The following is a 16,242-nucleotide window of genomic DNA, read 5'->3' on the forward strand; positions in this document are numbered from 1 at the left end:
CCGGGAAGGGGTTCGATGCCTATCCCAGCGGTCGCATCGTCGCTATGACATCCAAGGTTCGAGCGTGACTGCGATCCACTCTACCAATCCTTGACTCCCGGTCCCCCTCTTGCGCGAATCCAGCATCTTGGAGGGCGATTCGTGGAACTGGAAATGTCATATCGGCAGAAGGCGGATGCTGCGGTCAGGGACCTCCTTCTCGAATTCGAGTGCCAACCAATCCTTTTCGTCGAAAGCGGAATCTCGCGAAGGTACTTCGGCGCGCCAAATTGGCACGAGCTGCTGAAGGTTCTTTTCCAGAAAATTCCAGGCGGTTCCGATACGTACGAATACCTCAGGCAGAAGCATGACGACGACCCTATCGCCATAGGATCCGTGCTTTCGGATATGGTCTTCGAATGGGCGTGGAAGCAGGCGAGGGCGGAGTTCCCGGAGGAGTTTTTCAGCACGAAGGTCGGGAAGGATTCGTTCCTGAAACACCTCGCCTGCAAGCACATCGAGGCGATCACGCCGAAGGTCACCGAGATCGCGGACACCCACCTTCAGAAGGAGCTTGAGGCGCTTGCGGATATCAAGCCGCACGCCATCATCACGACGAACTACGACCTGTTCCTCGAGCAGGTCTTCGATGGATACGAACCCATCACCGGGCAGACTATCCTTCGATACAATACGAACAGCTTCGGCGAGATTTTCCATATCCACGGCGACATCTCGAATCCCACCTCGATCGTTCTGACGCAACGTGACTACGCTGAGTGGAGCGAGAAGAAAAAGTACGTCTCGGCCAAGTTGCTCACGTACTTCGCGGAGCATCCAGTCTTCATCTTCGGCTATGGACTCGGCGACCCGAACGTCAAGGCAATCCTTCGGGACATCGGAGAGCTCGTCGCCGACGAGAACGGGCTGATTCCGAACGTCTACCAGGTCGTCTGGCATCCCAGCCTCAGCGACAAGCATCCACCGGACCAGGCGGTGTTCGCCGTCGATGGAAGGGAGTTCAGGATTCGAGCGATCCATACGAGTGACTTCGAATGGATCTTCAAGGCGCTGAAGAGCCAGTCTGCGCTCTCGTCGATCCACCCAAAGCTCGTCCGCGCCTTGGCCGCTCGGACGATGAAGCTCATCCGACACGACATTCCGTCAGGATCCGTGCAGGTGGACTACGACGTCCTCGAAAGAGTCGCGGGCGAAAAGGACTACCTGCCGAAGCTCCTCGGCATCACGGTCGTCGACAATCCGAACCAGTCGCATCCGTACACATTGACGCAGTTGTCCCAAAGACTCGGCCTTCCGAACTGGCAGGCAGCGAACCATCTCCTCAACCGCATCAAGGAGGAGAAGGCGATCGGCCTTCGTTCGACGGACAACCGGTATCACTGCAAGATCAAGACCGGAAACAAGGCTTCGAGCATGGCTCGGAAATGGTCTCACGAAGGAGTCGATTTGTTGAAAAAGGTGCTCAACAACGAGGATTACGAGATCATCCAGGCATAGTTAAGCTGGGATTCGGCAGCGACGAGGAATCCTATGACACTGCGACCACCAAGAAGACTCGATGCGAGCGAATCCCAGGTCGAAGGATTCGAATGATGTATTTCTGAAACTTGACCGCCCTAAAAACCAGTCGAAAACACGATACGTTCCGAACCGAGTATATTTTAGCACAATACACGGTTTTTTCTTTCGAAAATCGATCTCCATCGCGGTTTGTACGATCCAGCGCATGGATTTCTGAAATTATACTCACGGCCTAAAAGAGTGCGATTTCGGGGAAAATGCGCAGCGCATAACAAAAAAATATTTGCGGGACGGCTCTTTTTTTGCTGCCGCGGCGGCGGGAACGTACCAAGCCAAGGGGATCTGCCTCGAAGCGACTGGGCTGATAAAACAGGGGATAGGTCACGAGCGCTTCGGGAACCGAAAATTATGGCTGACGACCGTGTCGCCAATCCAGGATTATCTGGCGACGCTCATCATCCTTGAACCCACCCGGCTACAGGTTCTGTCAAAGCTGAATAGGGCTGCGACGTCGCCAGCCATTTAGAAATGCGACACTGCCCGCCGGCTTGCTCTGCCAGTCAGCCCCCGATCCGACCGGCTGGTCCGGGTTGAAAGGGCGGAGCGGGGGTGGGTGATGACACTCCCCTTCGGCTTTAGCTTTCTCAGTAGCAATTGTTTTGTCGCCGGTTGATACTCGCTTGCACCTGCATAGGGCGAGGTAGGGATCACAGCCGCACGATGCTTCCGGAAATCAAGCTGCATGGTGACGTCGATGTCGCCGCACTGTCCCCACTTCTTCGCGGTATGCTTCTTTCGGTTGCCTATGCTGACGGTGAGGGCGGCATAGGATTGACGGCGACCGGCGCCATGAACCGCAAGTTCGTGCATTGGGCCGCTGTGCACTTCCTTTGGCCAGGCTTCACAGCCGAAGACCTCTACAGCATCAACAAGGTGCTCAATGAAAGCGACATGCCGCCGCTTTGGGTGGTGCGCGACATGACCCGTCATCTGAAGCTTCTTCGTCGGAAAAAAGATGTGCTGCTGCCAACCAGACGCGGCCGGGAGTTCCTGGTGAACCCGCAAACCTTCTTCGATCTGATCGCCACGGATTATCTCTATTCGTATGTCCATACCACCGAGCGGGAAGAGGAGGTCCGAGCGCGGTTACGCTGGTGGCGCATGTTCCTCAATCTTCTCAATATCAAAGCCAGGGAAGGGTGCACGCCAATAGACGTTGTGAAGATCCTCTATCCAGACTTGGCGCCTCTGTCGGACACCGAAATGACCATAGAAGCCTGGAAGTTGAAATCCGATCTCCAATATGGCGTCTTTCGGCGCTTGTGCTGGCTCGGTGTGCTCTATGAGTAGGACATGACGACTCCGACCGCTCATGGTCTCGACCAGGCTGAAGGTCGTCATCCTTGCTCCCAACGTTGGCTTTGACCAGTGCGTCGAGAGGCGAGACTGTCGCATCTCTAACTGGCCCAACTGTCGCATTACTAAATAGCCACTACAGGTTCTGTGGCAGCCAAGTTGAACTGTCCGCTTTGGCGCAAAGTAGAAATGTCACTTTGGGCGGCGCATCGTCAGCCATTTAGACATGCGACACTCGACATCTCCGTTGGCGCTGAGGCAAGCCCCCGACCGAACCGGCTGGACCGGGTTGCAAGGGAAGGGAGGGGGCGGATGAGACGCACCCATCGGCTTTAGCTTGGACAGTTGAAGCAGCCGGTCATTCCGCCGCATCGAGGTCAGAGAGCGCCTGTCGCCGCCGGGCAATGACCGCAGGATCGTTCATGAAATCCTTCCGACGTCCCGGACCGCGCGCGCGTCGAACGTAGCCGTTCTTCTCGCTGTTCGTCTTCACGGCGGGCTTCGTCTGCTGCTCCTGACGTTCCTTGATGTAGGTCAGGAGTTCACCGAGCCGCTTGTTCTCGGTGATCGCCGCATGCGTCACCCGCTGGTCCTTGTCGAACACCCGGTAGGGTAGGGAATGCCCCTTCCAACGCACATCCAGCCTGCCGTCGGCAAGCGCGTAGGTCTCGACATAGCGACCGACCAGCCCGCGCGTCACCTCGGTCTCTTCCAGCATGATCCGCTGGCGCTCGTACGAAAACGTCAACTGGGCACCGACATAACGCTGCTCACGTTTGCATAGCACGTCGCGCAGCCGATCCGGGGCAAGGTTCAGCGGCCGATGCAGATCATCAGATCGGGCAGGGGGAATGGCAAACTGGCGGTTATAGCGCTCCATGAACCGAGGCAGGAAAGCGTTGCCGTCGTCCATGCCGCAGACGCCCTCCAGACGCAGATCCTTAATCAACCGGTCCTGTAGCGTCCGGTTCATCCGCTCGACCCGGCCCTTGGCTTGACTCGAGTTTGCGCAAAGAATCTCGATGTTTAACTCGCAAAGTGCACGCCCGAACTGGGTCATGCCTTGGCCGCCCTTGGCATCCTTCTTCGCAACCCGGAACACCGAATGCTTGTCGGAATAGAAGGCGACGGGAGCACCATGCGCCTTCAGATAGAGTTCCAGCGCCTCGAAATAGCTGAACGCACTTTCCGAGCGCACAAACCGCAACTGCATCAGCTTGCCGGTCGCATCATCGATGAACACCAGCAATGAACATGGATCGCCGCGATCTTCGAACCAGCGATGCTCGGAACCGTCGATCTGAACCAACTCGCCGTAGGCCTCGCGCCGCAGCCGCGGCTGATGGAACGTCCGTCGCTGCTTGCGCGACAGCCACAAGCCGGCCTCCGACATCCATTGGCGCAAGGTCTCGCGCGACACCGTCAGACCATCACGCTCCGCAAGCTTCTCGGCCGCCAGCGTCGGACCAAAGTCGGCATAACGCTCGTGCACGATCGTCATGGCGTAATCGCGTACGCCGTCGCAGATCCGGTTGTTCGATGGCCGGCCGATCGCCTGGTGCCGGATCGACGCCGCACCGCCAGTGCTGATCCGCTCCAGCAACCGGCGAACCTGGCGGGTGCTCAGCTCAAGCACATGTGCCGCCGACACCAACGTCATGCGTCCGGCGATCACCTTCGACAAAACCTCAATCCGCTGCAGATCGCGCTCGCTCATCGCAATCAATCCCATCCGCAATCTCCCAGGTCATCAAAACCCGGGGAGAGTGACATTCCAACTTTGCAGGATCAGGACACTTTAACTTTGCGGTGTGAGTTCACGCCGAACTGCGACTTGCGCGTGCAACGCTAACCGACACGCCGCATTTGCGCGAGCAGTTTCTTGCGGAAGACTTCCGCGGGCGTTCGATAGCCGAGGCACTTTCGGGGCGTCGAGTTAAGCCGATCGCAAATGTCCTTCAGGTCACCGTCGGTGATCGATAGAGGATCCACCTCTCTCGAAAGCCATTTGCGAGCACGGCGATTGGTGTTCTCAACGGTGCCTTTTTGCCACGGCGCCTGCGGGTCGCAGAACCATGTCTGCGTTCCGATGCCAGCCTGGAGATACGGCCATTCGCTGAATTCGGTGCCACGGTCAAAGGTAATCGACCGGCGGGCGAGATGGGGCAGGGACTGCAGCGCCTGGATCAGCCCGTCCATGATCGGCTTCGATTGCCGGTCGTTGTTGCGCAGGAAGACGGCAAAGCGACTGACTCGCTCGACCAGCGACGTCACATTGGCCTTGCCGAACTTCTTGCGAAATTGAATGAGATCGCACTCCCAATGACCGAACTGCTTGCGCTCGTCGACCGCGTCAGGACGATGGAGAATGTTGAGTTCCGGGCTGAAACGGCGGCCGTAGCGCCGCCTGGCATGCCGCGGTCGACGTCTCGCGCGACGTTCCGGCAGATGCCGCCACAGCTTGATGGCAAGGCCGTCTGCGGAATAGGCGAATTTGTAGATCGTCTCGTAGCTGACGGAAATCGGATGACGCTCAAGCCGCATGCGGCCGGCGATCTGCTGCGGCGACCAGCCATGCATGATCCGCTCGATCACCGATCGGCGCACATGCGCAAACCGAGCAAGCTTGCGCAGCTTGGCTCTGCGCTCACGCGCCATCTCGTTGGCCGTGACACAGTAGTAGCCGCTGAGCTCCGGCATTTGCACATCGTCGAAAGCATTGCGGCTGAGTTCCCGGAAAATCGTCGAGCGATGCCGCCCAAGCTTCTCGGCGATCACAGTGACACTCAGGCCAGCCGCTCGCCACCGGGCGATCCTACGACGTTCATCCATATCGATTTGGGAGTAGGTGCGTCTCATGAGCCATTCCTTGCGAGTGACAACCCATTGGTATCTATCGCAAGTCGCACTTCATCCTTGAACCCACCCGGCTACAGGTTCAGATCGCATAATCTGAATTATGGAACTGAATGTGATGTATCAAATATGCCCTCTAACACATTGATCAAAATTCACTTCCTCGCGATAGATTATTGAATCAGCGCTCGCCATTTCGTGTATACGTCTTGCGCCGCTCGATTTCGACCGCAGCCTCGATGTGGCCATGGCAGAACCATCGTGAGGACGCCTGAGCCACTTCGAGCGTTGTTCGACGCCCTTGCATGCGGCTTGAGGAGACGCGAGTGGCAGCCGCTTGTTCAAGCGTCGCGAGGCAGGACAGAGAGCACGCGCGCAATGAAGGCTGCAAACTCTTCCATGTAGCCACGGAGAAACTGCTCGGTCGTTTGCACCGTCACTTCTCCGTCGTCGGAAATCAGCCCCGGAGTGAATTGAATGTAGGCTTCTGGGGCGTTCATCTGCGGTGAATTGCAAAAGCTAAGAACACTGCGCAGTCCTTGTTGCGCTACCGCGGTTCCGATCGAGCCCGGCGATGTCCCGATGACAGCCGAAGGCTTGCGTGTGAAGGAGTTCTTTCCGTAGGGGCGACTCGCCCAGTCAATGGCGTTTTTTAGGCCACCCGGGATTGAACGGTTGTATTCCGGGGTTACAAAGAGAATGGCGTCGACCCCAGCCAACTCTTCTTTGAAAGCTCTCGCGACCGGCGGAAAATCGGCATCATAGTCATGGCTATAGAGCGGGAGTTCCCTGAACGATATTTCTGTCATTTCAAGCTGTGCAGGAGCCAACCTCACCAGTGCACGGGCGAGCTTGCGATTTATGGAGTCTTTGGCGAGACTACCAATCAAGTATCCGACCTTATGCGTTTGCATAATAATTCTCCCGATACCGTGACCTGTGGCGTGGACTGCAACGACAATGTAGCGCGTCGCGCCGTGACTGTCATGTTTCCAAGTCGCTGCAACCCGATCTCAGAACTCTCTTAACGCGCCAGTATACCGGCAGAACTGCAGCTTTCATCCGGAGCCGGTCGCCGCGGCGATCGGCATGGTATCCGGCGGATGCGGAAGGAAGAATGGCTACCTTTGAAAGAAGAACATCGTGCAAACTATAGCAACTGAACGACTGATATTGCGCCAATGGCGCGAGGACAATTTTGAGGCCTTCGCTCGATTCTGGGGGGACCCCGTCACCACCGCCTTCGTCGGGGGTCCGATCAAGCGTGAGGATGCCTGGCGAAGGATGTTGTCGTTCATCGGTCATTGGCACTTGCGCGACTTTGGCTTTTTCGTTGTCGAAGATAGTAAAACAGGTGAAATGGCGGGCTACTGCGGAGCGCAGCTTCCTTTGGACAAGCTTGAACCTGAATTGGGATGGGGAATTTACCCCCAGTTCCAGGGGCGAGGCTATGCTACCGAGGCGATGCATGCCGTTCTCGACTTCGCAGCCAGCAAACTTGGCTGGAGGACGGCAATAAGCCTGATCACTGATGACAATTTGGCTTCCCAAGCGGTCGCGAGAAAACTCGGAGGCGCGCTTGAGCGACACGTGGATATCAGTGGCATGCGCTACGGCGTATACCGGCACGTCTTTGGAGATTCGTCGATTTAGCCGTTCAAGGGGTCCTCATCTGGTTCGGATACCTACAGCGTAGGTACGCCGGCAGCATCGCGCGTTGGCTCCGGCATTGCCGGAAGCAGGAGCAGGAGGGCCACCGACAGGAGGTGGATAGCACAGGCGACGAACGCGAGCGCCGCGAGCCCAGCGGCGATGATTGGCGCGGCGATGACGGTTCCAAGCGTGGTGATCATGAAGATGAAAAAGACGATCAGCGCCGATCCGCGCGCATTATTGGCACCCGAAGCAAGAATGCCGCGATAGAAGCCAATGGGGCCGCGAAGACCCAAGCCGATCGCCATGGGCGTAAACAATAGAGGCAACATCAGCGTGTTGGTACCGCCCATGAGACCGTAGGCGAACAGCGCAAGGGCACTCAAGGCAGCCATGATGGTGCCGGTCAGGATGACGTTTTCAGCGCCAAAACGTTCGGCAATCCGGGCGGTCAGATTGGCGACGATGATGAACCCGGAAATGTTGATGACCTGCATGATGATGAAGTCGTTCAGAGAGCCGCCCATCGACGCGACGATGACTGTCGGCGCGCCGAAGACGAAGGTGAGCAGTCCGCCGAGCGTCAGGGCCTGGCTGAGCGCGTATCGCATGAAGACGCGATCCGTGAGCAGTTGCCCATAACTACCGAGCGTGTCGGAGGGTTCTTCCTCACGGGGCAGCCCAAGCACGAGTATGAGGACCGCAGCGAGCATCGTCAAAACACCCAGCAGCTCGAATGACGATTGCCATCCGAAATGCGAAAGCAGCAGCACGCCGAAGATCGGCGCAAGCGCCGGCACCAGCGATTCCACGCTGCCGAGAAACCCGATGGCGCGCACCGCCGCCTTGTCGCTGAACAGCTGCCGGATCAACCCTGGGCCAAAGACCGGAGCCGCCGCAGACGCCACGCCTTGAACGAACCTCAGCGCGATAAGTGCCGTGATATTTGGCGAGAAGGCACAGGCGAGCGAGGCGGCTGCAAATCCGGCGAGCGAAGAGAAAAGCAGCGCCTTGCGCGAAAAGTGGTCCGCCAGGCGCCCATAAAGAAGCAGGCCGAGACCGCCGCCGCCGACATAGGCGGCAAGCACCAGCTGCGCGGTCGCCCGGTCAGTGCCGAAGATTTCAGGCAATTGCGGAACGGCCGGCAAGACGAGGTCGGTCCCTGCCAGCGATAGCGTTGCACAGATGATGAGAAGTGAAAACGTGATGGCGCGACGCGAATTTGTCATTGTCCGGAGTGCTCTTGGCGGATCTATCGTGACCGATGGGATGTGAGCGCAGACGCCCTGCCCGCCGAATTTTTTGGTACGCGGTTTCGGGGGCAACTGGCGGTCATGGCAGGCTAGCAGGGGCAGAACAGCTCGGACAACGAATGAAATATTCGCGTCTCAGATGGGATCGATACTGGTTACCAGGCGGCCGACGCGCCCGTCGGAAATGCCTATTCGTTCCCATCGGATGATGCTCGGGGGGATCGGCATATCGGGGTCGTCGCTGCCGCCGGTCGTGAACTGGACGGCTCCTGACCAGACCTCTTCAAACCAGCCAAGTTCTTGCAGTTGAAGTTCTCTCTCGATGATTTCCGCCGTCGCGTATCGCCATAGCGAGACGCCGAAAAAGGACGCGGCAGAGATCCGCCACTGGGCTTGCCTGGCCGGTGAGACGCTCAAAAGCGCATGGGTGTCGTCGCAAACAAGGTGAACCGGAAACGGCGCCGTTTCGATGAGCCGACGCAATGTCAGGTCTATCCCGACGCTCTCATGCCGCTCGAGCAGCGTCTCGACCCGGGCCCGGGCCTTTGCTGAAGGCTCATGCTGGCCGGCTTCCCATCGCGATAGCAGACCCTGCGATACGCCAAGATCCGCCGCCAACGTTTCCTGCTTGATCTGCCTGAGCCTGCGGAAGCGTCGAAGCCGGCATCCGAGCGGCAAAGCGCAAACCTTCAGATCAAGCTCCATACCTTCCTCGCGACAATAGCCCTCCCCCGTTGAATAGCAGGGACGCTTGGTCGGTTGTCAACAGACACCCGACGCCAGCGTCTAGCTCGATGTTGGGACGGTGGCATCTTCGACGCTCACTTTCGCCTGACGTCGAGGCCCAACGCATCGGCGATGATGATCGCGTCCTTGAGACGGACGCTTTCCGGAGCAATGGGCGATGACGTCATCCGGCTGTCGGGAATGAAAGCGGTTGGTCGGCACGTTGCTCCAGGGGAGATCACGGCGTTACGGGCCGCGCCATTGTCAAAGCGCAAGCCCTTGCAATCCGAACAATCGGACAGAGCTTGGACCTGAAGGGCAGAGAGTTGGCTTGATGGAAGGAGAGCTTTCTCGACGAGGGTCGCATAGCCAACATTCTCGTGGCGGCTTGGCGACGTTCGGCGCCACTACGGCCGAAGATCAGGCGATGGCCCCCTCATGCTTGTCAAAATCACCTGAGCGGGCCCACCCCCTGTCAGAGTTCGCACAGCTGCCGGCAGTGCAGTTACAGCGCCGCTGGAGCGGTTTCAGCGCGGTGCAACCGCGCCCGCATAAAAACCGCCGTCGCCACCATAGTAATCCTGTCTGACACTGGTCGCACCGCCGCCGGTCTGGGAGCATCCGGCAAGCGCGGAGAGTACGAGCAAGAATGTGGCAATACGCATTGAGTTTGATCCTTTCTTGGCTGTCACACACATAGTCACAGGCAAACGCCCAAACAACCCGGCGACGACACGACTTTCAACCAAACCCTGTATCCGAACGATCACGATACTGAAACAAAGGCGCACATCCTCTCTCTCGGCGCGCCCTACGCCGGCAAACTTCTTGAGCTACAAGATTTAAGAGAGAAACGATCGCAGCCGACACCACGATCGCCGAAGCGCTCGCGCAAATGGATTGGCTGGCACGCAAGACGCTGTTTGCCGAGGACGCCGAGGGCCACCCCAAGAGGTCGGCCGAGCGGGTGCAATCGTCACGCGTCGTCTGGTTCAACTAACGACCAGTACCGCCAAGACTGCTTGACGTCACGGTCATCGACCTCGCGTGCGCGTCTGATCAGACGCGCAATCGGAGGCGACTCAAGGAGACAGGCAGTAGCCGCCTGCGTCGTCGCGCTTAGGCCGCTTCGAGAGCGTTGCGGGCTGACCCTTTCGTCTCGATCAGCGTGCGCGCGACGATGTCGTGGTTGAGCCACAGGACAGGGCCCGATGGCGCCGAGCTCTCACCAAAGATGAGCTGCCCAACCGCTTCGACCACCAGCCGGCTCAAGAGATCGGAGATCAGCGCCTTGCCGTCCCGGTGCATCGCCGTGATTTCGCTCGATGTACCGATCGTCAGGTCGGACTGTCCCGGATTATTCGGCATTGGCCAGGACGAAAAGTCGTAGAACGGCCGCATCACTTCGCTCGTCTGCATATCGGAAATCTTCCGCAAGACGTCATCGACAGTGAAGCCATCTGCCAACAAATCCTGGCAGGCCTGCCATTGCTGCGCGACCCATTCGCCACCGCCCTCTTTTTTCAGCGCGAGCAGAAGCGGAATGAGGGGCAGCTCGATGCCGGCGAACACGTCGGACGAATTGGTGCGGATCTCAGGGCAATTGTAGACCGTCGCCTTAATGCCCTTGTTCCAGGCTTCCTCAGCGATGCGCTCCAGGCGCATCTTGGCGTAGCCCTGCGTGTAATTGGTATAGGTCTGCCAGCGGTACTCGTTAGCAACGAGAATGCCCGTACCGTGGTAGCCAAACGCCGAATAACGAACCTGGCCACCGGAAGCTTCGATGCGCGCCCGGATGGCTGTGCTCAGATCGATCAGGTGTCGGAACGTGTTGGCCGAAACCTCGTCGAAATTCTGAAGAATGAGCTTGCCCAAATCGCTGTCGAGCAGCGTTTGCGACGACATGTGGCGCGCGCCACGTCCCTTGTAGACGCGATTGGCGATGACCATGAACACCTTTGCCTTCGGGATGCCACCGGCCATGGTGTGCGCGAAGAAGACATTCCTGCCATCAGCGATCATGCCATCGAGGATCCCCATGACTTCAGAAAGGGCATTCTTGAACCGTTCGACGCCGACGTTTCGGCATTTCTCGATGTGCGACCAGTCGAGCTTCTCGTCTTGCCACGTCTCGAGCGTCATCTTCGCGAGAAGGTCGGTCGGAGTGGGCTCGCCTTCAGGCGCGTCAAGATCGAAACCGGCCATGATCGGCACGTTGATGATCTTGCCTCCGAGCCGGGCTTCAGCCGCCGCAAGTTCCTCGTCGTTCAGTGGCCGCAGAACATTGGCTTCGTCTCGTCTGCCAACCGTGATCCCGACAATTTCCATGCCGGCCTTCTTGGCTTGGTCGACCAGATGGGTGGCATAACCCCGATCGAACAGCTCACCAAACAGAACGAAAACATCGCCTGGACGGAAAATGTTCGTCCGCGGGGAGTGCGTCAGAGGGTTCGGTTTCTTCATACTGCCGGTTCTCTCAAAGCTGGTCGCGGAGCAACCAAACAAACTACGTGATGAACCACTGCACTGATTGGCGGCAAGTGGGAAGTGACAATAAGTATCGTTACAATTCAAACCGTGAGCGGAGCGGAACGGCGGTGGCGTCCATTCCAACCCCGCAGCGACCCGGAATGGTGAACTTTCCGCGTGACCGTTCACCGCTTCGACTCACCGCTTCGACGTGATTTCTGCCGGCCCCGGATCCTGTCGTGGCGCGGCTGAACGTGGCCTTCGAAACCAAACATATACTCCTGGGCGCACGCTACTTTTCAATCCGCAGGACGATGAGGTCAGACTGTTTGACTGATGATACGGGATGAAGGACCGGCCCAGCACTGCCTGTCATGATGGCATCGAACAACGGCATCTTCTCGCTTCCCACGAGCCCTAACGGCGCCCGACAAACGGCCAGGTAGTCGAACCCGGATAAAAGAGCACTCCGCTCATTGTTGCTACTCGACATAAAGGCCTGAAGAACCCGTCCGATCGCTGGCGCGGCCCGGTGAAAGGGAACGCTCGACACCGTAAGGCTGTCCTGCGACCTACGGGCGATCTCAAGCCCCAGTGCCGGCGGCGTCATCACTTGTCCAGGTGGAAGGGTGGCAAGCAGCGAGAAATCCGCCCCCTTGCAATCATTCCAGAGCAGGTGGTCAAAAGCATCCGTAGTCTTACGCTCAAAAGGCACGACGAAGTAGAATGAGGTGGCCATCACAACAGCCATCCCTCCAAACGCGGCCAACCGCCTAACCGCCACCTGGCTGTCTTCGCGAATTATCGACGCCGCAGCAGGCAGCAACAACGGAACGACGGCAGCAGAGAAGCGCAAATACCGGTTGGAGACCAACGCGGTCAGGAGGAGCGCTGCGGCGACAGCATGGATGATAGCGAATTGCGGATTTGCCGTTCGGGGGGCGTTCAACGCGCGCTGCAAGCTAACAGCCAGGACGCAGCTGAAAATACCCAGTAGAGCAAGTGAGCCGTAGTCCCCTGTTCGGAAAAACTCCAGGGCACTCTTTTCCTGGTCGATGCGATCAAACCAATATATCCGGGCCAGATCGTCGATGGCTGCATATGGGCCGGCCAAAAGCTGTGGATAGGCGAACAACAGCACAGCCGATAGCATCGAACCGGCGGTAGCCAAAAGTCCAAACTTGAACGCCGCGCTCGAAGCCTCCGGCACCAGCCATAAGGTCACGGTTGCGATCGCTCCAAAGCCAAGCAGTGCGAATGCAAATGGTGCGGAGAAAGCATCGTTCTCCACACGCCAGAACCCGGAAGGACCGATTACCAAAAAGGTCAGGATGCGTACCGCAACCAGGCATGTGATGGCGGTTGAGGCAAGCATCGTTCGGGTGCCGTCCAAACCCGCGGCCCACGCTAGTGCCAAGGCTCCCAACACCAGCGCGATAACAGGCAACGTCTCCAGGCCTACCAAGAGCGAGATCGTCGCTGAAATCGCGACGACCGCCCCGCCTATGCGATCGAACCTAGCAATCCCGTATATCAACGTGAGCAACAGCACCATCTGCAAGTTATGGTGGTCAATGCGGCCAGGACTAAATTCCCAGATCGCGAAGGCCATAAGGACGAGGACGGCGCATAGCATTCCGGGCGAAAGCTCACCTTTTCGTGGCGCTATCCGGCTCAAAACCCCAACAACCCCAATGGTGAAAAAGACTGCCATTACGGCTGGCCAAACCTGGAAGGCCACCGCGAGCGCGTCTTCCGCTCCCAAGGCGGACTGAAGAGAGAAAGCTATGAGCATGTAGGGAAGGTCAACTATTCGCGACCAAGGCGAAATATACGGCTCGGGCATCAGGATCCGCGGTATTGCCGGCCTAAGCCACCCGCCATCCTCAAGGAATGCCTTGATTTGCAGACCCCGCAAACTGTCGTCGATGTCAGCGTTGTGAATACGCTCACCGGACAAATCGAACCCGATGAGTAGGCCGACGATCAAGATGCAGATCAGCCAATACCCCGTTGCCGACCAGCGTTCATCAACTCGCGCGACACTCGTCTTGCTGACAACTAAACTCATGGCAGATGAAACTCGTGTGAAGCGCTCAAACTCACACGAGACTGCCTACACCTACTCTCTTAATAAGTGTGTAATTTTAGGTTGCGTGCGAAACTCTGCCTCAAGGGCAACCTCGCTTAACTCGGTCTGCGATGCGGGCCCAGAGACTTCACAATCGACATTCACTGCGTCGTTCATCGTTCGGTATTCTCGAGAGAAAAGCGCAACTGGTTCGCCTCAGCAATGCGGGACACTGATCTCAGCCGATGCGGGTGGGAACGCAAACCATTCCCTGATGTTTTCGCGAGTTAGGTTTGTCCCACGGCCGATTATTCACACTCGACATTCTCGAGCGGTTCCTGTGAGAATTGCCTGGACTTTCGCAATGCAGCATATATCTGCCATCGCTAATGCCGACGGTGTTTCAGGAGACCTTATGCCCAATGCTCACAGCGAAGCTGTCGGACCTCGATCGGGAACGCAGAGCTTTCTCGTTCTACTGCTTGGATGCATCGGCGTTGTCTATGGCGATATCGGAACAAGTCCGCTCTACGCTTTTCGGGAGGCCCTTCGCCCCTTCTTGAACGACGGGGCGCAGCCTGACGAAGTCATCGGTCTCATTTCCCTGATGGTTTGGACGTTGACGTGTATCGTGACGTTCAAATACGTGCTTTTCCTCCTACGCGCCGACAATGACGGTGAAGGTGGAACATTGTCGCTTCTCGCGCTCTTGATGAAGAAGACCGGCAGTTTCATGCCCGTGTTGTTTTTCGCGGGCCTAATCGGGGCGGCCCTGTTTATCGGGGATGCCATGATCACCCCTGCCCTCTCGGTCATGTCGGCGCTCGAAGGCATGAAACTCGTCACACCAGCCTTTTCGGACTACGTACTTCCCCTTGCTGCGGTCATTATGGTTGCATTGTTTGCCGTGCAGTCCAAGGGTACGGAAGCGGTCGCAAGGTTTTTCGGGCCAATCACGGTTGTGTGGTTCCTCGCGATGGCGTGGGGCGGTCTCATCCACATCGGCGACGACTGGACCATCCTGCAGGCTCTGAACCCGATCAACGCCCTGTGGTTCATCACGCATGCAGGCTGGGCAGGCCTGATCGTGCTTGGCGCCGTCTTTCTGACGGTCACGGGAGCCGAGGCCCTTTATGCAGATCTCGGCCACTTCGGGAGGAAACCGATCAGCACGGCATGGTTTATCCTTGTATTCCCCGCATTGGCGCTGAACTACCTCGGCCAAGGCGCGCTCGTGCTGAGCCACCCAGACGCGGTCAACAACCCATTCTATCTTCTCTATCCAGACTGGGCGCTGCTGCCGATGGTCATTCTCGCGACCATGGCGACAATCATCGCTAGCCAAGCTGTCATCACGGGAGCGTTTTCTCTCGCTCGCCAGGCGGTCCATTTGGGCTTTCTTCCTCGACTGCTGATCAAATTTACGTCCGAGACCAACACCGGCCAGATCTATGTCCCTGCCGTAAATGCGCTGCTGTTCGTCGGGGTCATCGTGCTGATTTTCTCGTTCGGGGACTCAGAGTCTCTCGCGACCGCGTATGGAATCTCGGTCACAGGCGCGATGGTTGTGACAACAGTGATGGCGTTCCAGTTTCTCCGCTCCGTCTGGGGATACTCAACCGTTCTGGCTGCACTGCTTCTAGCGCCATTGCTCGTCATCGAGAGCGTCTTCTTGCTTGCCAATCTGTTCAAGATTCATGATGGCGGCTGGGTGCCGGTGGCATTGGCACTGACAATCATGGTGGTGATGTGGACTTGGACGCGGGGATCCGCAATGCTGCGCGAAAAGACCGCGCGCAACGATATCCCGCTGGAAACATTCATCCGCTCGATAGAGAAGTCCACCCATGCGCCCCAGACCGTTCGAGGGACGGCAATCTTTCTAACCAGCGTCGGCGATAAGACACCCGCCGTTCTCCTCCACAACATCAAACACAATCATGTCCTGCACGAACGCAATGTTATTTTGACGGTTCGCACATCCGAGCATCCGTATGTCGCGCAGGAAGACCGCGTCTCAATGACTGAACTGTCAGACAGGTTTACAAGGCTCGAGCTTTGCTTCGGCTTCATGGACGAACCGAACGTCTCGAAGGCGCTGTCACTGTGCAAGAAGGCAGGTTTCAAGTTCGAAATCATGCAGACCTCTTTCTACCTCGGGCGCAGGACCCTTATTGGTGACCCGAACTCAGGTCTGCCCGGCTGGCAAGACAAGCTCTACATTGCACTTGCAGGTCTCGGCATCGATCCATCGTCCTATTTCAAGCTGCCAGCCAATCGCGTGGTCGAGATTGGCGAGCAAGTCACGATCTAACCTTGGGTCAGATGCTTCACGCT

Annotated in this window: 11 protein-coding genes and 1 pseudogene; 4 read left to right on the top strand and 8 right to left on the bottom strand. The window is 57.7% G+C overall.

What is annotated here, in order from left to right:
• Window positions 1-141 precede the first annotated feature (141 nt).
• Complete coding sequence (locus tag AC3WVQ_RS32640) at window positions 142-1,497, top strand: SIR2 family NAD-dependent protein deacylase (RefSeq protein ID WP_210339553.1); 1,356 nt, start codon at window positions 142-144, stop codon at window positions 1,495-1,497.
• A gap of 744 nt (window positions 1,498-2,241) precedes the next feature.
• Window positions 2,242-2,868 (top strand): annotated as a pseudogene (locus tag AC3WVQ_RS32645) (hypothetical protein); the annotation flags it as partial.
• A 367-nt stretch (window positions 2,869-3,235) separates the two neighbouring features.
• On the opposite strand, the gene AC3WVQ_RS32650 reads toward AC3WVQ_RS32645, so the two are convergent.
• From AC3WVQ_RS32650 to AC3WVQ_RS32660, 3 genes are all read right to left on the bottom strand, one after another.
• A complete protein-coding gene (locus AC3WVQ_RS32650) occupies window positions 3,236-4,609 on the bottom strand; it encodes an ISNCY family transposase (protein ID WP_492383057.1) in 1,374 nt (457 codons plus the stop codon).
• Window positions 4,610-4,725: 116 nt separating this feature from the next.
• Window positions 4,726-5,736 (bottom strand): IS30 family transposase, encoded by a 1,011-nt coding sequence (locus AC3WVQ_RS32655; protein WP_060517157.1) that lies wholly within the window; start codon window positions 5,734-5,736, stop codon window positions 4,726-4,728.
• A gap of 338 nt (window positions 5,737-6,074) precedes the next feature.
• Window positions 6,075-6,647, bottom strand: coding sequence for an NADPH-dependent FMN reductase (locus AC3WVQ_RS32660; protein WP_090426756.1), 573 nt, complete (start codon window positions 6,645-6,647; stop codon window positions 6,075-6,077).
• Window positions 6,648-6,876: 229 nt separating this feature from the next.
• On the opposite strand from AC3WVQ_RS32660, the gene AC3WVQ_RS32665 reads away from it, so the two are divergent.
• Window positions 6,877-7,386 (top strand): GNAT family N-acetyltransferase, encoded by a 510-nt coding sequence (locus AC3WVQ_RS32665; protein ID WP_181529560.1) that lies wholly within the window; start codon window positions 6,877-6,879, stop codon window positions 7,384-7,386.
• A gap of 32 nt (window positions 7,387-7,418) precedes the next feature.
• On the opposite strand, the gene AC3WVQ_RS32670 is transcribed toward AC3WVQ_RS32665, so the two are convergent.
• The 5 genes from AC3WVQ_RS32670 to AC3WVQ_RS32690 all read right to left on the bottom strand — a co-directional run bounded on the left by AC3WVQ_RS32670 (window position 7,419) and on the right by AC3WVQ_RS32690 (window position 13,905).
• Complete coding sequence (locus tag AC3WVQ_RS32670; RefSeq protein ID WP_090302570.1) at window positions 7,419-8,615, bottom strand: MFS transporter; 1,197 nt, start codon at window positions 8,613-8,615, stop codon at window positions 7,419-7,421.
• Between the two features lie 159 nt (window positions 8,616-8,774).
• Entirely contained in the window at window positions 8,775-9,344 is a 570-nt protein-coding gene (locus tag AC3WVQ_RS32675; protein ID WP_060517886.1) for a helix-turn-helix domain-containing protein, read from the bottom strand.
• Between the two features lie 548 nt (window positions 9,345-9,892).
• On the bottom strand, window positions 9,893-10,030 hold the full coding sequence (locus tag AC3WVQ_RS32680; RefSeq protein ID WP_167550732.1) for a hypothetical protein: 138 nt from the start codon (window positions 10,028-10,030) through the stop codon (window positions 9,893-9,895).
• Between the two features lie 454 nt (window positions 10,031-10,484).
• Window positions 10,485-11,828, bottom strand: a complete 1,344-nt coding sequence (locus tag AC3WVQ_RS32685; protein ID WP_090426765.1) for an enoyl ACP reductase FabMG family protein — start codon at window positions 11,826-11,828, stop codon at window positions 10,485-10,487.
• A 298-nt stretch (window positions 11,829-12,126) separates the two neighbouring features.
• Window positions 12,127-13,905 carry a hypothetical protein gene (locus tag AC3WVQ_RS32690; protein WP_492383478.1) on the bottom strand — a complete coding sequence of 593 codons (1,779 nt, stop codon included), beginning with the start codon at window positions 13,903-13,905 and terminating at the stop codon, window positions 12,127-12,129.
• A gap of 415 nt (window positions 13,906-14,320) precedes the next feature.
• Between AC3WVQ_RS32690 and AC3WVQ_RS32695 the strand changes: the two genes are divergently transcribed.
• Window positions 14,321-16,219: a potassium transporter Kup gene (locus AC3WVQ_RS32695; protein WP_034796384.1), complete on the top strand. Its 1,899-nt coding sequence runs from the start codon at window positions 14,321-14,323 to the stop codon at window positions 16,217-16,219.
• The last annotated feature ends 23 nt before the right edge of the window (window positions 16,220-16,242 follow it).

The sequence above is a fragment of the Ensifer sp. EB106-05-01-XG146 genome (genome assembly GCF_058791875.1).